At 56.4% G+C, this 22,020-nt stretch carries 19 protein-coding genes and 1 tRNA gene; 12 read left to right on the top strand and 8 right to left on the bottom strand.

Going from position 1 to position 22,020, the window contains the following annotated elements:
• Positions 1 to 183: 183 nt before the first annotated feature.
• The gene (locus DFP90_RS22225; RefSeq protein WP_115939666.1) at positions 184 to 1,473 is read right to left on the bottom strand and encodes an NAD(P)/FAD-dependent oxidoreductase; all 1,290 of its coding nucleotides are present in this window, start codon (positions 1,471 to 1,473) and stop codon (positions 184 to 186) included.
• 210 nt (positions 1,474 to 1,683) lie between these two features.
• A complete protein-coding gene (locus DFP90_RS22220; RefSeq protein ID WP_115939668.1) occupies positions 1,684 to 1,908 on the bottom strand; it encodes a DUF3126 family protein in 225 nt (74 codons plus the stop codon).
• A 260-nt stretch (positions 1,909 to 2,168) separates the two neighbouring features.
• Here DFP90_RS22220 and DFP90_RS22215 point away from each other — a divergent pair, with 260 nt between their 5' ends.
• The 5 genes from DFP90_RS22215 to DFP90_RS22195 all read left to right on the top strand — a co-directional run bounded on the left by DFP90_RS22215 (position 2,169) and on the right by DFP90_RS22195 (position 9,265).
• Positions 2,169 to 3,116: an amidoligase family protein gene (locus DFP90_RS22215; protein ID WP_181905521.1), complete on the top strand. Its 948-nt coding sequence runs from the start codon at positions 2,169 to 2,171 to the stop codon at positions 3,114 to 3,116.
• The gene (locus DFP90_RS22210) at positions 3,113 to 3,799 is read left to right on the top strand and encodes a gamma-glutamyl-gamma-aminobutyrate hydrolase family protein (protein ID WP_115939664.1); all 687 of its coding nucleotides are present in this window, start codon (positions 3,113 to 3,115) and stop codon (positions 3,797 to 3,799) included. Before DFP90_RS22215 ends, DFP90_RS22210 begins: the two co-directional genes overlap by 4 nt.
• Positions 3,800 to 4,012: 213 nt before the next feature.
• The gene (locus DFP90_RS22205; RefSeq protein ID WP_115939663.1) at positions 4,013 to 4,729 is read left to right on the top strand and encodes a hypothetical protein; all 717 of its coding nucleotides are present in this window, start codon (positions 4,013 to 4,015) and stop codon (positions 4,727 to 4,729) included.
• 15 nt (positions 4,730 to 4,744) lie between these two features.
• Positions 4,745 to 8,296: a protein kinase domain-containing protein gene (locus DFP90_RS22200; protein ID WP_115939662.1), complete on the top strand. Its 3,552-nt coding sequence runs from the start codon at positions 4,745 to 4,747 to the stop codon at positions 8,294 to 8,296.
• A 93-nt stretch (positions 8,297 to 8,389) separates the two neighbouring features.
• Positions 8,390 to 9,265 carry an SDR family oxidoreductase gene (locus DFP90_RS22195; RefSeq protein WP_115939661.1) on the top strand — a complete coding sequence of 292 codons (876 nt, stop codon included), beginning with the start codon at positions 8,390 to 8,392 and terminating at the stop codon, positions 9,263 to 9,265.
• Between the two features lie 72 nt (positions 9,266 to 9,337).
• Here the strand turns inward: DFP90_RS22195 and DFP90_RS22190 are convergent, their stop codons facing one another.
• Genes DFP90_RS22190 through DFP90_RS22180 form a run of 3 tightly spaced genes read right to left on the bottom strand, consistent with a single transcriptional unit; the run spans position 9,338 to position 12,193 of the window.
• Positions 9,338 to 10,669 carry a TfuA-like protein gene (locus DFP90_RS22190; protein WP_115939660.1) on the bottom strand — a complete coding sequence of 444 codons (1,332 nt, stop codon included), beginning with the start codon at positions 10,667 to 10,669 and terminating at the stop codon, positions 9,338 to 9,340.
• A complete protein-coding gene (locus tag DFP90_RS22185; protein WP_115939659.1) occupies positions 10,666 to 11,961 on the bottom strand; it encodes a YcaO-like family protein in 1,296 nt (431 codons plus the stop codon). Before DFP90_RS22185 ends, DFP90_RS22190 begins: the two co-directional genes overlap by 4 nt.
• Positions 11,962 to 11,968: 7 nt before the next feature.
• A complete protein-coding gene (locus DFP90_RS22180; RefSeq protein ID WP_115939658.1) occupies positions 11,969 to 12,193 on the bottom strand; it encodes a hypothetical protein in 225 nt (74 codons plus the stop codon).
• Between the two features lie 177 nt (positions 12,194 to 12,370).
• Between DFP90_RS22180 and DFP90_RS22175 the strand changes: the two genes are divergently transcribed.
• The 3 genes from DFP90_RS22175 to DFP90_RS22165 all read left to right on the top strand — a co-directional run bounded on the left by DFP90_RS22175 (position 12,371) and on the right by DFP90_RS22165 (position 15,720).
• On the top strand, positions 12,371 to 13,321 hold the full coding sequence (locus tag DFP90_RS22175) for a GGDEF domain-containing protein (RefSeq protein WP_181905520.1): 951 nt from the start codon (positions 12,371 to 12,373) through the stop codon (positions 13,319 to 13,321).
• 53 nt (positions 13,322 to 13,374) lie between these two features.
• Entirely contained in the window at positions 13,375 to 13,773 is a 399-nt protein-coding gene (locus DFP90_RS22170) for a DUF3775 domain-containing protein (RefSeq protein WP_115939656.1), read from the top strand.
• 117 nt (positions 13,774 to 13,890) lie between these two features.
• Entirely contained in the window at positions 13,891 to 15,720 is a 1,830-nt protein-coding gene (locus tag DFP90_RS22165) for an SLC13 family permease (RefSeq protein WP_115939655.1), read from the top strand.
• Between the two features lie 21 nt (positions 15,721 to 15,741).
• Here the strand turns inward: DFP90_RS22165 and DFP90_RS22160 are convergent, their stop codons facing one another.
• On the bottom strand, positions 15,742 to 17,868 hold the full coding sequence (locus tag DFP90_RS22160) for a DUF294 nucleotidyltransferase-like domain-containing protein (RefSeq protein WP_115939654.1): 2,127 nt from the start codon (positions 17,866 to 17,868) through the stop codon (positions 15,742 to 15,744).
• A 44-nt stretch (positions 17,869 to 17,912) separates the two neighbouring features.
• Positions 17,913 to 18,566: a hypothetical protein gene (locus DFP90_RS22155; RefSeq protein WP_115939653.1), complete on the bottom strand. Its 654-nt coding sequence runs from the start codon at positions 18,564 to 18,566 to the stop codon at positions 17,913 to 17,915.
• 69 nt (positions 18,567 to 18,635) lie between these two features.
• Here DFP90_RS22155 and DFP90_RS23440 point away from each other — a divergent pair, with 69 nt between their 5' ends.
• The 4 genes from DFP90_RS23440 to DFP90_RS22135 all read left to right on the top strand — a co-directional run bounded on the left by DFP90_RS23440 (position 18,636) and on the right by DFP90_RS22135 (position 21,883).
• On the top strand, positions 18,636 to 19,034 hold the full coding sequence (locus DFP90_RS23440) for a DUF4212 domain-containing protein (protein WP_425452190.1): 399 nt from the start codon (positions 18,636 to 18,638) through the stop codon (positions 19,032 to 19,034).
• A gap of 12 nt (positions 19,035 to 19,046) precedes the next feature.
• Positions 19,047 to 20,861: a sodium:solute symporter family protein gene (locus tag DFP90_RS22145; protein WP_115939651.1), complete on the top strand. Its 1,815-nt coding sequence runs from the start codon at positions 19,047 to 19,049 to the stop codon at positions 20,859 to 20,861.
• A gap of 100 nt (positions 20,862 to 20,961) precedes the next feature.
• The gene (locus tag DFP90_RS22140; RefSeq protein ID WP_115939649.1) at positions 20,962 to 21,327 is read left to right on the top strand and encodes a hypothetical protein; all 366 of its coding nucleotides are present in this window, start codon (positions 20,962 to 20,964) and stop codon (positions 21,325 to 21,327) included.
• Between the two features lie 100 nt (positions 21,328 to 21,427).
• Positions 21,428 to 21,883: an RrF2 family transcriptional regulator gene (locus DFP90_RS22135; protein ID WP_281269711.1), complete on the top strand. Its 456-nt coding sequence runs from the start codon at positions 21,428 to 21,430 to the stop codon at positions 21,881 to 21,883.
• Positions 21,884 to 21,940: 57 nt separating this feature from the next.
• On the opposite strand, the gene DFP90_RS22130 is transcribed toward DFP90_RS22135, so the two are convergent.
• Positions 21,941 to 22,017 (bottom strand) — tRNA-Met (locus tag DFP90_RS22130).
• Positions 22,018 to 22,020 lie beyond the last annotated feature (3 nt).

Raw genomic sequence — 22,020 nt, 5'->3', positions numbered from 1 at the left:
TCAGTGGGCCGCCCCGTCTGGCGTGGGGCGGTTTATAGGCCCCTCACCCAAACCACGCAACCCCTTTTTTTACCTTTTTTGCAAAAAAGTGACACGCCATACCAAAAGGTCAGCTTTTCTGCCGTTTCGGGACTCAAAAAAGAGTCAGGACCCTGTCTTGCCCCCCCGAATAACAGGCATAACTCACAGGGTGAGGCGCCGGAAAAGCTGAATCATCTGAAGGCCGCTCTCCATAGTACCCGCACGGAACCTGCGCAGGGGTACGGACGCGGGTTCGGACAGCGGCAGGGGGAAATCTGTGCCATCGGTGATATGACCGGCAAGCGCCCTGCCAAAGGCGGTACCCGGCCCAATGCCGCGTCCATTATAGCCCATGGCACAATAGAGCCCGACTTCCGGCTGATAGAACCGCGGCAGGGAATCCGCCGTCATGGCGATCCTGCCATCCCACATATCCTGCCATTCAAGAGGACCGATGCCCGGAAACAGGTGGGATGCCAATTTATCCGCCCAGCCCTTCACCGAACCGCGGCCCAATCTGGACAGACCGCCGATGCTGCCCAGGATCAAACGACCTTGCTGATCCAGGCGGAAGGAGACCATCACCTTTCTGGTGTCCCAGCAGCCCTGGCCACCAGGCAGGATCCGTTCACGCCATTCCGACCCAAGGGGCTTGGACGCCACCTGAAAGAAGTGGACCGGCAAATAGCTTTGTTGCAAACCGGGAACGAGAGGTTCCCCATAGGCATTGGTCGCCAGGATCACCTTATCGGCAATCACGGCTCCATGATCCGTCTTGAGGTGCCACCGCCCCTGCTGGCGGGACAGGCTTATTACCGGGCTCTCCTTATAAAGAGCGGCACCGGCCTGCCGGGCGGCATGGGCAAGCCCCCTGGCATAGCCCAGCGGCTGGATCGTGCCCGCGCGTTCATCCAGGATCGACGCGCCATAACGGCCTGTGCCGGTCCGGACGCGGGTTTCCGCAGCGGATAATAGATGGACCGGCGCCCCGCGTCGTTTCATTTGGGACCATCGGGCCTCCAACTCACGCTGTCCCTTAGCCCCCAGCCCCAAATGCAGCGTGCCGCACCGGGTGGCCTCGCACTCAATGGCATGTTTTTCAATCAGGGAAAAAACCAGGTCAGGTGCCGCCGCCAGCAATTCATTCAACCGCCTGCCAGCATCCGGGCCCAGCCTCTGCTCGACCAGATCCGGCATCAGCCAAAGCCCGGCATTGACCAGGCCCACATTGCGCCCCGATCCCCCATGGCCGATATCCGCAGCCTCCAGCAGGACAACCGACCGTCCGGCTTCGGCCAGATGGAGGGCGGCAGACAGACCGGTAAACCCACCGCCAATAATCGCCACATCCGCTGCCACCTCGCCCTGGAGCCGGCCCAGCACCGCCCCGGCGGAAGCGGTCCGCGACCAAAGGGGCTGTCCTGCCGGAAATGAACCTGATTGTGACTGCATGCTCTGCCTCTCCCTATCATCGCCTGGACAGTCAAAAGCCCAAACGCAAATTCCCTGATCCCTTGCTAGCGCCGAAAGCCCATGCGGGACAATGAATTTCGCCGCATAATGTCATGCGGATCGGGAATGAACCGACAGATTGGGCGTAAAAAAACCCGCCCTCCGGTTGGGAGGACGGGTTTCAGATCCAACAGGTCCAGCAAGACCCAATCAACGGCGCGGGGCTGGCGGCAGGTCTTCTTCCAGGATCATGATCTGGACAGAATAGGATACCTCGCCCTCATCCTCGTCACGATGCAGCACGCCGATGAATTCCTCACCAACCCGCACTTCAACCGGAAAGCCCTTCTTGGCAGGCACATCGATTTCGATTTTGTTGTTACCAAAGGTCTTGCGCAGATATTCCGCAACGCGCGCGATTTCGGTGGGCGTCATTAAACTACCTTTCAATTCTTTGTCTGGCATCGGCCATCAACGTCACCGGACGGCCGACCACAATCCGTTTCCCGTGCCCTTGTTATAAGGATACGGGGCTGAGCTGTGAAGGCTTTTGCAGGAACAGGCCCGGCGGGTCAAGGGACGCGGGTGGACAATTGAAAATCCGGGTGCCACTGTTGCAGGCACGGATGCGCATTCATATATCCATCTTGAAAAGGAGGAATACTGAGATCCCTGATCATCAGCCACATTCAGATATGCATATACCATCGCGGGATAAAAATATCGATGGCCGGGAACGGCACATCGGTGTCGAGTTGGAATTCGCGGCCCTTTCCTCCAGCCGGGCCAGTCAACTGATCCAGCAATTATTCGGCGGCGAACTCATCGAAGAACAGCCCCACCGCCATTTCATCAAAGAGACCCGCTTTGGTGATTTCGAATGCAAGCTGGATTGGAGCTTCCTCCACCGCGAAAGCGACACGCCCCCAGATTCCTTTGACCGGGCCTTCCTGGAAATCATGGGGGATATCGGCGCGGCCGTGGTTCCCTGTGAAATTGTCAGCCCGCCCATTCCCTATTCCGATCTGCCGGAGATGGACAAAATTGTTGAGGCCCTGCGTGATTCGGGAGCGGCCGGCACCGATGACAATATCTTCTATGCCTTCGGCATGCAGCTTAACCCGGACATTCCTAGCCGCGACCCGGCCTATCTCACCGCGATGATCCAGGCCTATCTGCTCTGCTCTGACTGGCTGCGCGCTGAAATCCGGATCGATCCGACAAGATGGCTGTTGCCCTATGCGGATTCCTTTTCCACGGATTACGCCAGGCGGGTCTGTGCGCCTGACTATCAGCCGGACCTGTCGACACTGATCGATGATTATCTTACCTTCAATCCGACCCGCAATCGCGAGTTGGATTTGCTGCCGCTCTTTTCCTGGCTGGATCGGGACCGGGTCTTTAGCCGGGTTGACGATCCCCGCATCAAACCACGCCCGACCTATCACTACCGGCTTCCCAATGCGCAATTGGGCGATCCGGGCTGGTCGATCGGCATTGAATGGCAGCGCTGGCTGGCCATTGAAAGGCTGGCCGAGGATGACCGGAAACGCCGCGACATGGCCGCTGCCTATCTCGCCTCAATGGACGACATCTTTGACTGGGATTGGGCAGAGAAATCCCGGCAGTGGATCATGCAATGACGGACAATTCCAATAAGTCCCGCCCGCTGATTGCGGTGACCACCTCCAATCGCGGCAGCCGGATGATGTGGTGGCTGAACCGCCTGTCTGTCTATCTGGCAGGTGGCAAAGCCCATAGAATGACCCCTGATACAGGGCCGGAAGCAACCCGGGACGCGGATGCGCTCCTGATCGGGGGCGGCGATGATATCGGGGCCGCGCTCTATCAGGGCGATGTCAGCCTGGATATCCGGATTGATCCGAAACGGGACCATTTGGAGCAATCCGCCCTGGCCATCGCATTGGAGCGCGGCATTCCCGTACTTGGCGTCTGCCGGGGGGCGCAGATGATCAATGTCTTCCTGGGCGGCAGCCTGCATCAGGAGATCAAGGATGCCTTCGGGTTGAAGAAATATCGCCGCACGACATTGCCGCTTAAACATGTGCATTTAAGCTCTGGCTGCCGGCTGGGCCAGATCATGGCCCGTGACAAGATCACCGCCAATAGCCTCCACCATCAGGCCATCGACCGCCTGGCCCCGGGATTGAACGCTGTCGGCCGGGATGAGATCGGGATCATCCAGGCCATCGAATCCCCCGATCATCCGTTTTTATTCGGCGTCCAATGGCATCCGGAATTCCTCTTCTGGCAAAGGCCCCATACAGCACTTTTCAAGGCCCTCGTCCGACATTCCCGCCAATAGAAGACAAAAACCAACACCCTCAACTTTTAAGGGTCATTCCCGGAGATGCCGAGGCAGCCGGGTAGAAATCATCGATCAGTGGGATCGCTGCCAAGCGACGCATCATACTTTCCCAAGATTGTCTTTTGCCCTTGCAATCAGAATGGGTTACAAGAAATGGTTGAAGATTGATCAAAAAATCAAATCCACAACCTAACGAAGAGAGGGTGAATCATGGGGTTACCGGTCCGCTATCTGCAGGTCCATATCGATCTGCCGAACAACGATCATCAAACACAGATGTTCAATCAGTATATGCGTCAGCTGCTGCCCACCTTTGAAGACACGCCCTGGCCCGGCTGGGAACTATTCATGTCCGCCACCCACGAGGCCGACCGCGACCCCAGCAATGACAAGTCCGACGACAAATATAAGAGCTATCTCCATATTTGGCGGGTCCGGGATTACAATACCGTGCCTTATATCATGGAATATTTTGACGACGACCAAACCTATGTTGCCCTGGATTTGATGGTGGAAAAGGAAATCCAGGATTTCTATGAAGCCCTGGTCTATAACCCACAAAGTGCCGATTCCCAGTTCGACCCGGCTGATGGTGCAAAATTCTATCTCACCGTTGAAATGGATGTGATTCAAGACGCCCAGTTATTGCAAGAATATCGCGCCTGCATGACGGATGTCGCTTCAGACCCGAACAGCCCGATGCGGGCAAAATACGGCTGGGAAATGGTTCATGGCACCTATTCGCAGACCGGGCGCTTGCGCCGCTACTGGCATACTTTCCGGACCGGCTCCTCCATGCCGGATGCACAAGAGGCTATCAACTGGCTCACCGCGCAAGAAGCAGTGAAAAATGTTTTGAACACGGCGGTTGATCCGAACCCTCAATGGAAGGTATGGGAGCCAATTAACTATTTGAAACAGTCATAATATTTCCCGGTTTCCATGCAAGACGCGACGGTAATAGGTCCCTATAATCTGACGGGTATTCTTGGCAGCGGTGCCATGGGGGTGATTTATTCCGCCTCCCATGCCCGCACCGGTCAGGTGGCCGCGGTCAAAACCGTGCTTAAGCAGGAAGCCTCCAAACTCAGCCAGATCCGTCGCGAAATCCACGCGCTGGCCAGTCTGGATCATCCCGGGATTGTGAAGATCCTCGATTACGGTGAATCCAACAGCCAGCCGTGGTATGCGATGGAATGGCTGGAAGGATCCACCCTACGGGACCTGATCCATACCCGCTGGGGCGAACATAAGCGCCGCAGCAAAACCAGACGCCAACATTTCTCCATCGATGAAGGGCCGGAATCCACCGTCAACCTGACGATGGACCCACTTCTGGATGATTTGCTGGATGATCCAACCGATGGCCAGAACACCCCCTTCCCGGTAGGGGCGAAGGCGGCCGCCGGCCAGTTGATTGAATCGCTGTCCCTGATCCAGCGGGTCTGCGAAACCCTGTCTTTCCTGCATGGCGAGGGCCTTGTCCACCGCGATCTCAAGCCTGACAATATCTTCATCCGCAAAGACGGGCTGCCAGTGCTGGTGGATTTCGGCCTGGCCGCCGATGCCCGGGGCACGATCGGGCGCGAGCAAATTACCGCCATGCACCGGGCCGCCGGTTCGCCGGCCTATATGCCACCGGAACAGATTCGCGGCGAAATGCTGGACGCGCGCTGTGATCTCTATGCCATCGGCTGTGTCCTTTATAACCTGGTGACCGGCAGCCCGCCCTTCACCGGATCCGAAAAACAGGTCACCAAGGGGCATCTCTGGCGCGCGCCTGTTCCGCCGACCAGCGTTATTTCCGATGTGCCACAAGGCCTGAACAAACTGATCATGGATCTGTTGGCCAAGGACCCGGATGAACGCATGGGCTATGCGGAAAATGTGGCCATGGTGCTGGAATCGGTCGGCACAAACCCACTGCCCTGGAATTTGCCGCTGCCCAAAGTCAGGGCCTATATCTATCGGTCCGCCTTTGTCGGCCATAAGGAATTGATGCGCGCCACCCGTGATCGTTTGACCGATCCCTTGGAAGGGCGCGGACGCTGCATCATGGTCGCAGGAGAGAGCGGCGCTGGAAAAACCCGTTTTGCCCTGGAAACCGCCTCGCTGGCACTGCGCCGTTCCATGACCGTCATCACCGGGGAATGTCTGCCCGGTGGCCGTGGTGATGACGACAGGGATGACCATGTCCACAGCGCGCCGCTGCAGCCGCTGAGGTCTTTCACTGAGATGGTTGCCGATTACTGTATTGAGCATGGCCGGGAAGCACAGGACGAGATTTTGGGGGAACATGCCGCATTGCTGGGCATCCATTTCCCGGCCATCGCCAAACTTCCGGGCATTCGGGACCTGCCGCCACCACCGCCACTGCCTGTGGATGCCGCCCGCACCCGAATCTTTCGGGCCATGCGCGATTGCTTGAATGGTTTTGCCGCCATTCAACCCATCCTATTGATTCTCGACGACCTGCAATGGGCGGACGAACTGACCCTGGGTTTCGTGAATTTCATTTTGGATAACGCCCTGGAAAACATGCCGATCTTGTTGCTTTGCACCTTCCGCTCGGAAGAACGCACGGAAGAGATCGATCAGTTGACCGGAGGCGCACTTGTCTCCAACCTGGAGCTGACCCAGCTTTCGGTCGATGAAGTTCAGCAGATGACATCGGGTATGCTGGCGCTCCAGCAGCCACCAAGTGAATTCATCCGATTCCTAGCCCAGCGCAGCAGCGGCAATCCATTCTTCATTGCTGAATATCTGCGCTGTGCGGTTGCCGCCAAGGTATTGGTGCGTGACAGCTACGGACGCTGGACCTGCGCGGAGAATGGCAGCCTTGATAGCGCGGTCTTTGAAAAGCTGCCCCTGCCGCAATCCCTCAAGCAGCTGATCGAGCTGCGATTGAGCAAACTGAGCCGCGCGGCCAGACGGCTGGTGGATACCGCCGCCCTGGTCGGGCGTGTTTTTGACCTGTCCCTGATCCAGCAGGTGGAATGGATCACCGAGGATAAGATCCTCGACCTGGTGGAAGAACTGATCCGGCGCCAGATCCTGGAACAGAGTGAAGACGGCCGCTATCGTTTTTTACACGACAAAATCCGCGAGATCGCCGAATCCTATCTGCGCGACGATGAGAAATCCCAGCTCCATGGCAAAATCGCCATCGCCTTCGAGAATGCCCAGTCCCCTGATGCGGATATTGATCACGCCCGGCTGGGACGCCATTGGGCCTTGGCCGGGGAGCCGGAACGGGCAGCCCCGCATCTTGGCAAAGCCGCCCATCATGCCGCCAGCATTCATGCGGTCAGTGAAGCCGCCAATCTTGCACGGGCGGCGCTGCGTGAAATTCGGGCCATCCGGGCCAGAAACCTGGAGAATGAAGAGCGCTGGCGCAGGGAAGCCCTCGGCCTCTACGAGCTTTTGGGAGATATGCATGCCCTGCAGGCAGATTATGCCAAATCCCGCATGGCCTTTGCCGCCGCCGATAACGAAATCCGTGACGAAATCATCACCCGAACCCGTTTGGCCCGGAAAAGCGGCAAGACCTGGGAAAAGGAACACAAGCACGAACAGGCGCTTGAATCCTATTCCCAGGCTGAGGATGTTCTGGAGGATAATCCCGATGACAGCCTGGAATGGCGTCACGAATGGATTCAGATCAAGCTGGACAGGATCTGGGTATTCTATTGGCTGGCCCAGGTGCGTGATATCGAAGCTGAACTGAATGAGGTCCGGCCATTTGTGGAAACAGTGGGGCTGCCGGAACATAAATATCACTATTTCATGTCCCTGGTGAACCGGAACCACCGCCTGCATCGCTACCAGGTGCCGGATGAGACGCTTGATTATGCAAGGCAGATGCTGGCCGCTGCAGAAGAATCCAACGGCCCCGTTGAGATCGCATTTGCCCACTTCGTCTATGGCTTCGCCCTTTTGTTTGCCGACAAGCTGGAGAGGGCGGAAGCCGAACTGTTTGAAGCACGCCAGGCCTGCCAGAGAATCGGCGATGTCAGCGGTGATGCCCGCGCTGCCGCCTACCTGACCATCCTTTATCGGCGTCAGGGCCGGATTGCCGAAACCGAGGCTGGCGCCCGGGAACTGCTCAAAATCGCGCAGCCGCAGAAAATGATGGATTATGTTGGGGTGGCTTATGCCTCATTGGGCTGGGTTGCCTGGAAAAAAGGCGATGGTCCCGGCATCACCCAGAATAATCAGATGGCATGGCAGGCCTGGCGGGACCTGTCCTTCCCGCATCCTTTCCAATGGACGGCGGCCTTCACCGAATTAAGACTCTCGCTTGGCTGGGCCTCAACGGACAAATTGATGGAAATTGTCCATCTGCTCCATAACCCGCCCCAGATGCAGCTGCCCGACAGCATCAATTCGGTCCTGGCTGAGACGATTGCCGCCCATGGACGCGGTGAGCAACAGGATATCCGGAACCTGATTGAACAGGCGCTGCGCGCGGCGGAAGACCTGCATTATCTGTAAAATTCCCATCAAGCATTTGTGCTCTGCCCCTGCCCCCGTTAAGCTTCCTTCCAAGGTGGGAATTTGGATATTTAACAGAACAGGAAATTCGTTATGGACTTAATTGTCGGTGCAACCGGTATTCTCGGTAATGTCATCTGCCAGGACCTGCTGGGAAAAGGCCGGAAAGTCCGTGCGCTGGTCCGCACAAGCAGTGATTCTGACAAAGTGGCCGCGCTGAAGGAGGCCGGGGCAGAAATCGTAATAGGCGACCTGAAGGATCCCGCATCACTGGATGCCGCCTGCGACGGCGTGGACGCGGTAATCACCACCGCTTCTTCCACACTTTCACGCACGGAAGGCGATGATATTGAAACCGTCGACCGTTTGGGCCAGATGGCCCTGGTGGAAGCCGCCAAGAAAGCAGGGGTGAACCATTTTCTGTTTGTATCCTTCCCGCAGGCTGGCCGGGAATTCCCCCTGCAGGATGCAAAACGAGCCGTGGAAAACGCCATCGAGCAAAGCGGCATGACCTATACGATCCTGCATCCAACCCATTTCCGCGAAGTTTGGCTTAGCCCGGCTTTGGGTTTCGATACGGCAGAGGGATCCGTCCGCATTTTTGGAGAGGGCCAGGGCCGAATCAGCTGGGTCTCGCTGTTGGATGTCCGGGATGCGGTCGTCAACAGCCTGGACAATGCAAAGGCCCATAATAGAACGATCCGCCTTGGCGGACCGGAAGCCCTGACCTTGCTGGAAGTGATCGAGCGGTTTGAAAAACAGGCCGGCAAAAGCTTCGACCGGGAAATTTTGCCGCTGGAGGCCCTGGAAGGCATGCATGGGGGTGAAGACCCGCTGGAGAAATCTTTCGCCGCCCTAATGATGGTCTGCCATGATGAAGGCTGTGAGATCGACAATTCGGATGCTGCCGAAATTCTGGGACACCGACCCAGCTCCATCGATGAATTCGCCAAGCAGGTTCTTGGTTAATCCCAAGACGGGTATGTCACAATGAAAAGGCCTCCAGCCGGTGAACCGCTGGGGGCCTTTTCAATTCCTACTTTACCTATGTTCAAAGAGATAATCCCGCGCCAGAGCCTGCAGGAAATCAAACCTGTTACCCAGGCCGATGGATTGGGCATAGCCATCCAGGTCGCCGGGAATATCCATCTGGTGCCGGCCGCCAAAATGCCATCCGAGCAACGTTCCTTCATCCACACCACAGCTTTCAACCCGGACATTTTCATATCCGTTTACCTGAAGCCATTGGCGTTTTTCCATCGCGCGCCTCACCACCGCGCCATAGATCCCGCCCACACGCAGGCTGTCAGGGATCTGCGCAATAATATCGTCACGGAACAATGTCTCCACCAGCCCCACTTTCAATTCGCGCTGGATCAGTTCGGTCAACTTAGTCGAATCGACATCCTGTTCGCGCATCCATTCGGCAATGGCTTCCGGGGTTTTCCGCCCCCGTTGGACAAAGAAATTATTCAGAACCGACCGGAACCGTTCCCGGTCAATGGTCGCCCCCTGGCGTTCCGCTTCCCTTAATGCCAGCGACCTGGATAAGGCAACTCCCATGGTTTTGGCATAAGCCGCCCCATCCAAACGCAATTCCTCAAGAATCACATCCATCGGCAGTTCTTCGGGAATAGCAGCCGCGATCTGCCGCCCGGCTTTTTTGGAAGCCTGTTCCCAAGCATCAGTATGTTCGAAATGATAGCCCGCTTCAAAGGGGGAAAGCCCCTGTTCCAAAGCATTGCGCACTTCCTGCAGCAGGGCTTTGGCATCAGCCTTCTTGGCATCAATCCGTCCCTCCGGCAGCCAACAGGCCAGGGCTGCCGCCGCATCAGCGTCATGGGTTTCGAGGAAGTCCAACAAGTCTTCGTAATTGCGCAGCGGGTAATAGGTTCCTTTGGCGCGCTCGATCAAAAGATCTCGAATTTTTGGCGTCACAATCGCCGCATCCACGGCACGATCCAGGGTCGCCCGAATATTCACCATCGCGTCCGAAGTTGCCGGATAGCCCAGCTCCTTGGGGCCATGCGCGATGGTGACTTCATCATCGTCAAAAAGCCGCCCTTCGGCAAAAGCGTGGAATATCTCTCCGACACCTTTCATCCCGAATGGCGCCAGTTCCGCTGCCCTTAAGGCCCCCATGCTGGACGCGCCATAAACATGTACGCCCTGTTTCATGGCCCAGAGAATTTCTTTGTGCCAGACAGCCGGAATGCGCTCGAAATAGCCGTCTATGACGGCGACCACTTTGGCCCCTTCGGATACCGCTCGGTAAACATCCCCCTGGGAGACCGGCGGCAGATAATTCACATCCAGAATGGAGCGCGCCTCGTTTTCAGGCAGGCTGGGCCCCAGAAAAACCGCAACCGTCATTGCCTCATATCCTCCATCCGGATCCTGGCCCGTTCTCCTGGGATATAGCCAGGCGCATCATGCAACCCCTCCAACCCCGGTATAATCACCCGCATGACGGAAATACCAAGATCCTCACCGCCCAGACTAACGGCGGCAACTTCTTCTATCCCAACCGACTTCAAACACTCCAGCTCATAGGCGAGATCTTCTTCCAGGCTTTCCGAAAGGTAGCTGCCTGTTTCCCCAAAGGCCTTGAAGCCAGCCGGATCAACATTATCCAGATGCCGCTGAACCTCGGCGATCCGGTCAGGGTTGCGCGCTGTTTCGAACAATTCCCTGTTGGCGTCATCGCGCGCACCCGCAATATAGGTCAGGCGGGTTTGCGCCGCCTCGGTCAAGGCCCGCAAAAGGGCAATTTCGGCACAGGGATGTGTGCCACTGCCGTGGCTCGAATAAAACTGGCCAATATGATTGGGTTTGGTATCCACAATGGCACAGGCGAAAGAGGCGATACCGACATCCGATGTCACATCCCAAATGCCAACCGAGATCTCCGCAGCCAGCAGATGATCCAGCACATGGCGGCATAACGGATCGATCACCGATGCCGGATCCACCCTGCCCACCGGATTGCCGGTGCCGCCCGCCAGATTCCATAAAGACATTGCGTCCCGTTCCACCACTTCGCAAATGCCGTGGCTGATCGCCTCCAGACGGTGATTGCCCGATGCCAGCCCGTTGGAACTCATCTGGAAATTGCCGCTGCCTGTGGGAAGCGGCCTGGTATAGTTGGTATGCACCATTTCATATGGTATCCAGATCGGATGGTCAGCCATCAGATCAACGGCCTCACACCAGAGCATCTGTTTCTGGCCATGAAACCCGCTCACGGACAGGCGCGGCAACCGGGATACATCCAATACCGGTGCGTCTGCACATAATTCCGTATGGGAAGCAAGCCTCAACGGCAGCTTCACATGCTCAGCGTGGTAGGATTCGATCGCTTCCATCAGGCCAGAAACCTGGGCCGCCACCAAATCAAACCCTTTGCCCTGAGAAACCGCCACCGATCGTGCATTCGGTCGGTAGACCGCCACCACAGGGATGCCGACCCGGTCAAGACCGGTAATATTGGCAACACGGGTGATTCCCATCCGGGCCAGATGCGGAGTGATTTTCCTTAATGTCTCCGCCGGATCAACCGCACGATGTGTGCCGGTCAAACAGCCCTTCGGCACGGAAACATCACCTGTTACTGAATTTGTTGAGGGCCCGGTTTTCGGGCCCTCAACGTCAACGGAAACCGTCATAGATGGCTTACTCGTCGGATTTGATTGCGCTCAGGTCAATCAGGTAACAAGCGGAACCGATGCCTTCCCCGGTCTGGGGGATGGAGGCCAGGATGGTGCCGCCGTTGATCAGCTGTTCAACATCGGATTTCAGATCATCCGGCACAACCTGCTGCTGCCAGGTTTCTTTCGGCACATAATATACCTGAGCACCCCATTTGATCGCGATGCCGTGTTCGTAATTTCCACTCATTATAAACCCCTATTTGGTTAGGTTGTCTTCACAATGGGGATACTACATATACATGCGTAAAAATAGTGAACTTTTTTTTTATTTCTTTTTGGGGCAATATAGCCAAGCCTGATTCAGTAGCGGGCAACCTTTCCATCCGGCAGTCAATATGGGCATTTCCCAGTCATGCAAAAATCAATGACATCCAGCACCGATCAAACCACTTTCATCACCACCTACATCGATGAAGGTGAAGCCGATCTCTTATCGAAATCGGATGCCCGCCCCGGGCTGGTGTTTCTGACAGGGTATGAATCCGGCCGGGTATTCATGTTTGAAGATCGCCAGATCATGACCGGCCGGTCCGACGAATGCCAAATACAGATTCTCGAACCCGACGTCAGCCGCACCCATGCTTTGTTTGATATCTCGGCAGAGGGGGTCGAAGTCATCGACATGCGCTCACGCAATGGCGTCTATGTCAATGGCGAGAGAGTCCAACGCGCCTGGCTCAGCGACCAGGATTTGATCCGCGTCGGCGCGGTGATGACATTCAAACTGGTTTTCCTTAATCCGTCCGAGTTAAAGTTTCAGGAAGACCTGTTTAATGCCGCCGTGCATGATTCGCTGACCAAGCTGTTTAACAAACGCTATTTCCTGGGCGTGTTTGACAAACGTATGACCCGGGTAAGACAGGGATCCTCCCGAATGTCCTTGCTGGCACTGGATCTGGATTTTTTCAAGAAGCTGAATGATTCCTATGGCCATCCGGTCGGGGACAAAGCCTTGCGCCATGTGGCCGACCTTATTGGCGCGGAATCCCGTGATATGGATGTGGTTTGCCGGTTTGGCGGCGAGGAATTCATGGTGTTACTGCATGATGTGGATCTGGAGGGGGCGGTTCAGATTGCCGAACGCATCCGGGCTTCCATTGAAAGCCGCCCACTGGTCCATCAAGACCGGGAAATTCCGATCACGACATCGATTGGGGCAGCCTGCAGCAATGAGATTACCGGCGCCCCCGACAAGCTGATCAGCCTGGCGGATACAAGGCTATACCGTGCCAAAAAGCTGGGCCGGAACCAGGTTTGTTCCCAGAGCGTTGCCGGGCAAAGCCCGTTCATCGTGGTGGATAGCCCCTCCCGGTAACTTTCCGGGCATGCTATTCTGGGACATGCCGTTTTCCCATTAGGGAGGAATAATTGTCCGAGAATGCCCCCACATTCAACCTCGACGAGATCTGCTGGATCATCGGCAAAGCCCGTGAGCTCGACGCCCAGGAAAATGTGATCGAGCCTGATTACGGGTCCAATGCCATAGATGACGGCTTTGCCCAGATCCTTGAGGCCTATGCCGATGATGCGACTTTCGAAGAATTAAAGAGCATTCTCGATGATCTCAATTGGGATCAGCAATGCGAGATTGTGGCCCTGGCCTGGGTCGGCCGGGAGACCTATTCCGCGGATGAATGGTCGGATGCTCTCTCCATGGCGCGGGAGAAACACAATGACCACACAGCGATTTACCTGCTGAGCATGACCATGCTTTCCGACTATCTGGAAGAAGGCCTTTCCGCGTTTGGCTATTCCTGCCGGATCTGATTATTCCACCATGATAACAAACCCTTGTGGCAAAATGGGTTGATCCGGCATGCCCCTCGCCGCACTATAGATACGCAAATTCGCCCACCAGTCACAATCGCCGAGAAAGCAAGCCGCATGGATTTTCCAGCCCTGCCCGATACCCATGGCATCGCCGTTTTGGCCCTGATTGTCGTGGCTCTATTCCTGTTCAGCCGGGACCGGATCCCTCTGGAAAGCAGCAGCTTGGGGATCTTGTGTCTGCTGCTGGTCGGCTTTGAGTTATTTCCCTATCAGGCAGAGGGCCATATCCTTCATGCTGGCGATTTTTTTGACGGATTCGGCCATGAAGCCCTAATCGCGGTCTGTGCCCTGATGATTGCCGGTCAGGGTCTTGTCAGGACCGGCGCTCTGGAACCGCTGGGCCGCTCCCTCTCCAGGGCCTGGTCGGTCAGCCCCCTGCTTTCATTGCTGCTGACTTTGTTGATAAGCGCCATCCTCAGCGCCTTTGTCAATAATGTGCCGATTGTCGTTCTGTTGCTGCCGATCCTGATCAGCGTTTCCATCAGAACCGGCAAATCGTCTTCCGGCATTCTGCTGCCAGTGGGCTTGGCCACAGTGGTTGGCGGCATGGCCACCACCATCGGCACATCCACCAACCTACTGGTGGTTAGTGTCGCGGCCGACCTGGGTATGCGCAAGCTTAGCATGTTTGATTTTTTCCTGCCGGCAGCCATGGCAGGCGGCATCGCCATCCTTTATCTCTGGCTCATCGCGCCACGCATGTTGCCCAAACGCCAGGCACCAATGGAAGATGTCTCACCGCGCCTGTTTTCGGGTCATTTGAGCATACCGGAAGATAGTAAGGCCGTCGGCATGTCACTGGCGGAGGTGATCGAGAAAACCGATGGCCGTCTGCAGGTGCGTGAGATTCGCCGTGAACCCGGGCTGACCATTATACCGTTACCGGACCTGGCATTGCGCGCGGGCGATCAACTGGGCGTACAGGATTCGCCGCAAAACCTGAAGGAATTTGAAGAAATCCTTGGGGCACAGCTCTATTCCCGCAATGCCCCGGTTCCCGCCGACAGCCCGCTTGTTTCCGAAGACCAGCAAATTGCAGAAATCGTGGTCACGCAAGGCTCCCCTCTTCTGGGCACAACCCTGGCACGGCGCCATTTTTCGACGCTGTATCAGTTGACCGCGCTGGCCCTGCATCGCGCCGGGCAGAGCAATACCGCCCTGGGCGAAGATATCAAGGATATCCGCCTGCGCCTTGGGGATGTGTTATTGGTCCAGGGGCCTCGGGAAAAAATAGCGACGCTGAAATCTGGCGGTGAACTGCTGGTCTTGGACGCAACCGAAGATCTGCCACACAGCCACCGGGCGCCCATGGCACTTGCCATCATGGTCGGCATTGTCGCCCTGCCGGCGTTTGGCATCGTCCCCATCGCGGTCAGTGCGCTCGCCGGTGTCATGCTGATGCTGGCCACGGCCTGCTTGCGCTGGCGCGATGCGGTGCGCGCACTCAGCACACCTGTGATCATGATCGTGGTCTCAAGCTTAGCCTTGGGACAGGCCCTGCTGCAGACCGGCGGCGCGGACTATCTTGCACGCCTGTTTGTCACCGTTGCCGCAGACGCGCCGCCCGCTATAGCTTTGAGCGGGTTGATGCTGGTGATGGCCATCCTGACCAACATTGTTTCCAATAACGCGGCGGCCGTGATCGGCACACCGGTGGCCATCAGCATCGCCAATCAACTGGGCCTGCCCGCGGAACCCTATGTGCTTGCCGTGCTCTTTGGCGCGAATATGAGTTACGCTACCCCGATGGCATACAAAACCAACCTGCTTGTGATGAATGCGGGCGGCTACAGCTTCTCGGATTTTATGCGGGTCGGCATCCCGATGCTGATTATCGTATGGCTGAGCCTCTCCTGGCTGCTGCCCCAGATGTATGGCCTGTGATGGCAGTCGCCTCTCAGCGCTTCAGCCCATAAAAGCCGCATCCCCGACCAGGCTTTTGACATTTTCAATCTGGCCCATCGCCCAGTACAGCTCCTGGCGGGCATGATCATCCATTTCCGCCGGCGCCACTTTGTTGGCCAACGGGATCCCCGCACGCAAATCACGCAGTTGCTGATTCAAAATCGCCCCCAGCAGGATCTTATGCGCGCTCATCAGACTCTCAATCATCCCCTCAAAACCCGGAACAGATGGTTTAGCCTGCAGCAATCTGGCCGGAGTTGAATGAGCCATAATGCCATGGCGCACCGCCAGCAGGCGGGCCACCTGAAAGATAGGCATGATGCCATACATCTTCAGATCCACCCGGCCCGATTTTAACTTGGGCCGCCCGCGCCAGTTCAGCGCGCTAGAGAAGCCGGCGACATCCCGCTCCATGGTTTTCAGGAACTGGCGTTCGCCGGCAGCGGCGGCCTGGGCTTCAGACATCAGGTCCATGGCAAGGCGCTCATTGCCATGGACCGGTTTCGCATCAAAAAACACATCAATATTCATGATATCTTCCAGGCGTGCGTCAGCCAGCCACTGGTCAAGCTGTTCACGCCAATGAGCGATATCCTTACGCCAGGCGGGCATACTGGCCATAATACCGCCCTTGCAATAGCAAACACCGACATGATCCAGGATATCCGCCATTTTCCGGCCCAAGGTTTCAAACCATTGATCCTGTGCACCGCCCGGATCCCCTTCGGCAAAGACGATGGCATTATCCTGATCCATGGCGAGAAGGCTTTCCCCCCGCCCGCCTGAACCCAGCACCAAAACCGCATAATCGCAGGGCGGCTGGCCCAGCCCCTCCCCAGCCATCTCGATCAGCGCCAGCTCGCAGGCCCTTTTCGTCAGCGCCCTTAGCTCACGTGAGATAATCGCCGCAATATCGCGGGGGTCCACATGCTCATGCACCAGGCCGCGCACGACCGTCACCAGCTCCGACCAGACCCGACCCAACGCGGCAACGCTTTCCGCGTTTTCAATCGCGCTGCCCAGAGACAGCGCATCCCCGGCTCGCTGTTTTAACAGGTCACGCGCGCTCAGCGCGCCGACCAATATCCCCTGACCATCGACCACACCGAGATGGCGAAAGCCCCTGTCCGCCATCAAAGTCGTCGCCTTATAGATGAACTCATCCTGATCAATGGTCACCAAAGGTCCTTGGGCGAAATCCCTGATCGGTGTTTTCAAGGCTGCCCCCGCCTGTTCCGCCACAGCGCGCATCACATCGCGTTCCGTTAGGATCGCGTAGCCCTTATCATCCGGCGACAAAAAAACGGAACTTACGGATTTTTCAATCATCCGCTTCAAGCCTTGTTCCAGAGGCACCTCGCCGGACAGGGTTTCCGGCGGGCTGTTCATCAACTCGGATACTGTATGCCGGTAGGGAAAACTGTCGATCCGGGCATATTCGGAAACCTGCTTTTGCAACTGGTCCGGATTGATCGCCACCGCATGCCAACCGGAACCGGCCGAGAGATTTTCCCGGGAATCGAGCTCCCGGCAGGCGCGTTCCGCCTGCCCGAGCGTCGCGATTCCTTTTTCCCGTAAGGCCGGCAGCAAGGCCAGCAGCAGCCGGGCGGCACTTTTTGCATCGCCCAGCGCCCGATGTCGATCCTCCAACCCCACCCCCAGCCATTCCGCCACCACCTCCATGGACTGGTCCGGCAACCGGGGCGCCGCCACGGCCACCAACTGGCGGACATCCAGGGCCCGGGGTGGCGACCATGCCAGCCCCGCCCGATCATGCTCGCCTTTCAAGATCGCCAGATCAAAACCGATGGAATAACCGATCACAACATCGGTTCCGGCCCATGTGGCAAAATTCGGCATAATCTGGGAAAATGGCACGGCCCCGACGATATCCTGGTCACTGATACCGTGAATGGCGGTTGATCTCTCAGGGATCGGGATACCCGGATCAATAAATGTCTCAAATGTCGCGTCCGCAATCTCGCCCAACCGCAACCGCACCGCCGCCAGCTCGATGGCACGATCCTTGGCTGTATCCAGGCCGGTGGTTTCCAGGTCAAGCGAGACCATGGGAACCGATCCCAGTGGTAAACCGGACATGCCTATGGCAACAGGATTGAAACTCATGGTGACTACCCTCCGGCTAACGGCCGCGCTCTTACGCTAAATTATTAGTCGGCGGCCTGGTCTTCCCGGTCCATCCATTTCAGGCGTCTGACAAAATCACCCCTAATCTCACGCCAGGCAAAGCGGATGGAATTATACACGATCACGCGATCCCGCTTTTTCAGTTCCGGCGCGATCGGTGCCCATTTGAAAAGCGCGGCGGGACTCGCGGTGAACAAGGCGGGCGCCTCCCGCTCCGTATGCCAGTCGAAGGATTTGAGGCGGGATTTGAACAGGGTGACGGCCTCTTCACTGTCAAACGGATCTTCCGGATCACCGGCCGCCTCATTCTCGCCCAGCCCGCGCAGGTAGGCGGCCAGGGCCAATGCCTCCGCCTCTTTCACAGTCACCATCCTCCCCCGCAGCAAATGCCAGGCGGTAAACAGGGAAAGATCGGATAGACAAGCAGCAAAGACATGCATTTTTGCGATATTGACCGACCGGATATAGGTGTCATCGGAAAACATCTTGGGATGGCTGGTGCCCATCCGAGTTTTCACATAGCCATAAAGGGTTTTCTGGGCAATGAAGGCCGCCCTTGTGGACACGAATTCGGTCACCGCCTCATGATCATGGATCAGCCCACGACCGCCTTTCGAAAACAGCTGGTTTACAAAGCCCGGAAACCAGGCCCATGCCTCTTTCAGATCCTGCAGCAAACCCCCGGCTCCTGCTGTTATCCGGCCATCACCCGCCGTGAAACTGATAGTTTACTCTGATGGGCTTGGATGTCCTATAATATTATTCAATACAAAATTACTACATTTTGTATTATAATGCACACTCATTTCAATATCTGCCCCCAAGAAACAATCTTTCGCGGGGGCATCCTCTATAATAATACAAGGGGAAATTTAATGTCTGGGAATAGTAATTCGGAAGTTAGGGTAAGGCACTGGGCGAGGACCCGGAACCTTACCATCCTCGTACTAGTAGTCTGGGCAGTATTCTCGTTCGTATTGCCCTGGCATGCTCAATCACTCAATGAGTTCAGCTTTCTCGGTTTTCCACTTGGCTATTATCTCTGCGTTCAGGGATCTCTGGCCGTGTTCGTCCTGCTCATTTTCTTTCAGAACTGGCGGCAGGATAAAATCGATGACGATGCCGGCTTAAGCGGCAGGGAATAGGGGAGAGTTGGAATGATTAAGGGGAGATTTGTCGACAATCTCGGCCGTGTATATGGCGTATACACGGGCGGGTTCATCATATTCATCCTATTAATGGCGGTATTGGAGCAGTTGGGGGTCGATGCCGCGACCATCGGCATTCTGTTTGTCGCCTTTACGATCTGCATTTATGCGCTGATCGGCTGGCTCAGCAGAACCATGCAGGTGGATGCCTATTATGTGGCGGGGCGGGAGGTCCCGGCTGTCTACAACGGTATGGCGACTGCGGCCGACTGGATGTCGGGCGCGTCTTTCGTGGCTTTGGCCGGCGGAATCTATTTCGGCGGCTATGGTTATCTAGGCTTTGTGGTCGGCTGGACCGGCGGCTATGTGCTGGTCAACAGTTTGATGGCGCCCTATTTGCGCAAGTTCGGCTGTTACACGGTACCCGATTTCATCGGCACCCGTTATGGCGGAAACCTGGCCAGGATCGTCGCCGTCGTTATCCTGGTGGTCGCTTCCTTCACCTATGTGACCGCTCAGATCAACGCGTCAGGCACAATCGCCGCGCGTGCGTTGCAGATCCCGTTTGAATTCGGGGTCTGGTTCGGACTTCTCGGCATCCTGCTCTGTTCGATGCTGGGCGGCATGCGGGCGGTCACCTGGACACAGGTGGCGCAATATATCGTGCTTATCATCGCCTATCTGGTGCCCGTGATCTGGATGTCCAACAAACAAGGTTTCGGCGTCATACCGCATTTCTCCTATGGGGATGCCGTCGCCCGGATCCAGGAGTTGGAACCGTTGGTCGGTCTTGGCATGGCAGCAACCGACAGTGCGCCTTTTGGCGGGGTGCGGGTGTTGATGACACCGCATAACGATCCGCAGGGTGGCATGGACAGCTGGAAATTTGCCACATTGGCGATCTGCATGATGGCGGGGACAGCGTCGCTGCCGCATATCCTGATGCGCTATTTCACCACACCGTCTGTCCGGGATGCCCGCCGTTCGGTGGCTTTCTCGCTCTTCTTCATTTTCCTGCTGTACTTCACCGCCCCGGCTTTGGCGACGCTGACGAAATTGCAGCTGCTGGATCCGGAACTGGCCACCTCGATCATCGGCAAGTCCTTTGAAGAGGTGAAGAATCTCGCCTGGGTACAGAATTGGGAAAATGTGAAGATGCTGTTCCTCACCGACAGTAACGGGGACGGAATTCTTCAGTTGAACGAATTCTTCATGCGGGCAGACATTGTCGTGCTGGCCACACCGGAGATTGCGGGCCTTCCCTATGTCATCTCCGGCTTGGTAGCCGCAGGGGGCCTGGCGGCGGCAATGTCAACGGCGGACGGTCTGCTGCTGGCAATTGCCAACGCACTCAGCCACGATCTCTACTACAAAGTGATCGATCCGAAGGCGGATACCAAGCATCGACTGATTGTTGCCCGTATTCTGCTGATCATCATCGGGATCGGCGCCGCCTTGATTGCCAGCCTGCAATTGACTGGCATTCTCGGGGCGGTGGCCTGGGCATTCTGTTTTGCCTGTTCGGGTCTCTTCTTCCCGCTGGTGCTTGGCGTCTGGTGGAAAAGGGCCAACGCGCCCGGTGCAGTCGCCGGCATGATCTTTGGTTTTGGTGCCGGCAGTATCTACCTCTATTACGTGTTCACAGGTGGTGAGCCATGGATGGGGATCGACCATCTGCGGTTTGGGATCATCGGCATGCCGGTCAGCTTGATTGCCATGGTGGTGGTCAGCCTGATGACACCGGCACCGGATCCGGAGATCCAGGCCATGGTGGACGAGGTTCGCGATCCATCGGGCAAGTCGATTCTTGCCGAGACCCATTAACGACCATAAAGTTAAAAGTAACAAAACCTGCTGGGGACGGAGAAATCCGTCCCTTTCTTTCTCGGCAGGAACTGCGTGATCAATTCAAGGGGTGTGGGAGATGAATGAAGCCATCGCGGATTTTCCAATCTGGGTAATTGTCGCCGACTATCTGATGGGAATCATCATGTGGACCCTGATCGGGCGGGTCGCGATGAATTTCTTCCTGCCTGTCGATTCACCCTTTTTTTTCATGAAGGCCTTCGTCAAAGGCACTGACCCGGTCTTGCGCATATTCAAACCAATCACACCGGGCTTTCTGATCGAACCGATGATCCCGCTCTATGTCGCCTGGTTCTTCTTCATGATCCGCTTCTATCTGATGCCCTGGCTTCTGGGTTACTCAGTGATGGGTATGCTGTCCTTTCCGTTGGAAAGCGATATCACCCACGCGCTGTTTGATGCCTTCTACACAAAAACCAATTGAGCCCAAATATTTGTCACCTTCTGTCGATGAGAATTTGAGGCATTAGAAATAGATCTTTATGCTGGCATCGGATGATTCGGACAATCATGTTCGTTTCTTGATGACGGATACCAACATGCGCCACACTGTTTTTACCGACTATTGCCTGCGTGTCCTGATCTTCACGGGCGCTCGAGGAGAGCGCCTTTCCACAATTGATGATATATCCAAAGCCTACGGCATTTCCCGCAATCACCTGATGAAGGTCGTTCACCGGCTAGGCCAGGAAGGCTATGTCGAGACCATAAGGGGTCGAAGCGGCGGCATCCGGCTGGCGCGCGCCCCTGAACATATCAATATCGGAGAACTTATTTCGCGGGTTGAGGAAGATTTCCATCTTGTCGAATGTTTCAACGAGAAACAGAACCATTGCGTCTTAATGCCGGCCTGCAAGTTGAATCCGATACTGCACGAAGCGCTGGAGGCCTATTTCTCCGTTTTGCGGCAATACCGCCTTTCGGATCTATTATGTAACCGTCAGGCACTTGAGACGCTGCTTTACCTTCGGGACATATGAGAGCCCATCATCGGATACGAATAGGAAAACCCCCGCTTTTTTGCGGGGGTTTTTATTTGGTTGCGGGAGCAGGATTTGAACCTGCGACCTTCAGGTTATGAGCCTGACGAGCTACCGGGCTGCTCCATCCCGCGTCA

This window comes from Aestuariispira insulae (assembly GCF_003385955.1).
GTDB classification, from domain to species: Bacteria; Pseudomonadota; Alphaproteobacteria; order UBA8366; family Aestuariispiraceae; genus Aestuariispira; species Aestuariispira insulae.
Note: the sequence above shows the minus strand (reverse complement) of the source record. Positions and strands in the feature narration are given on the sequence as shown.

Excerpts from the sequence above, each read along its gene's own strand:
- DFP90_RS22135 (WP_281269711.1), top strand. The coding sequence starts at position 21,428 with ATGACGGATACCAACATGCGCCACACTGTTTTTACCGACTATTGCCTG.
- DFP90_RS22225 (WP_115939666.1), bottom strand. The coding sequence starts at position 1,473 with ATGCAGTCACAATCAGGTTCATTTCCGGCAGGACAGCCCCTTTGGTCG.
- DFP90_RS22145 (WP_115939651.1), top strand. The coding sequence starts at position 19,047 with ATGATTAAGGGGAGATTTGTCGACAATCTCGGCCGTGTATATGGCGTA.
- DFP90_RS22190 (WP_115939660.1), bottom strand. The coding sequence starts at position 10,669 with ATGACGGTTGCGGTTTTTCTGGGGCCCAGCCTGCCTGAAAACGAGGCG.
- DFP90_RS22140 (WP_115939649.1), top strand. The coding sequence starts at position 20,962 with ATGAATGAAGCCATCGCGGATTTTCCAATCTGGGTAATTGTCGCCGAC.
- DFP90_RS22210 (WP_115939664.1), top strand. The coding sequence starts at position 3,113 with ATGACGGACAATTCCAATAAGTCCCGCCCGCTGATTGCGGTGACCACC.
- DFP90_RS23440 (WP_425452190.1), top strand. The coding sequence starts at position 18,636 with ATGTCCTATAATATTATTCAATACAAAATTACTACATTTTGTATTATA.
- DFP90_RS22205 (WP_115939663.1), top strand. The coding sequence starts at position 4,013 with ATGGGGTTACCGGTCCGCTATCTGCAGGTCCATATCGATCTGCCGAAC.
- DFP90_RS22180 (WP_115939658.1), bottom strand. The coding sequence starts at position 12,193 with ATGAGTGGAAATTACGAACACGGCATCGCGATCAAATGGGGTGCTCAG.
- DFP90_RS22220 (WP_115939668.1), bottom strand. The coding sequence starts at position 1,908 with ATGACGCCCACCGAAATCGCGCGCGTTGCGGAATATCTGCGCAAGACC.
- DFP90_RS22185 (WP_115939659.1), bottom strand. The coding sequence starts at position 11,961 with ATGACGGTTTCCGTTGACGTTGAGGGCCCGAAAACCGGGCCCTCAACA.
- DFP90_RS22200 (WP_115939662.1), top strand. The coding sequence starts at position 4,745 with ATGCAAGACGCGACGGTAATAGGTCCCTATAATCTGACGGGTATTCTT.
- DFP90_RS22175 (WP_181905520.1), top strand. The coding sequence starts at position 12,371 with ATGACATCCAGCACCGATCAAACCACTTTCATCACCACCTACATCGAT.
- DFP90_RS22195 (WP_115939661.1), top strand. The coding sequence starts at position 8,390 with ATGGACTTAATTGTCGGTGCAACCGGTATTCTCGGTAATGTCATCTGC.
- DFP90_RS22165 (WP_115939655.1), top strand. The coding sequence starts at position 13,891 with ATGGATTTTCCAGCCCTGCCCGATACCCATGGCATCGCCGTTTTGGCC.
- DFP90_RS22215 (WP_181905521.1), top strand. The coding sequence starts at position 2,169 with ATGCATATACCATCGCGGGATAAAAATATCGATGGCCGGGAACGGCAC.
- DFP90_RS22160 (WP_115939654.1), bottom strand. The coding sequence starts at position 17,868 with ATGAGTTTCAATCCTGTTGCCATAGGCATGTCCGGTTTACCACTGGGA.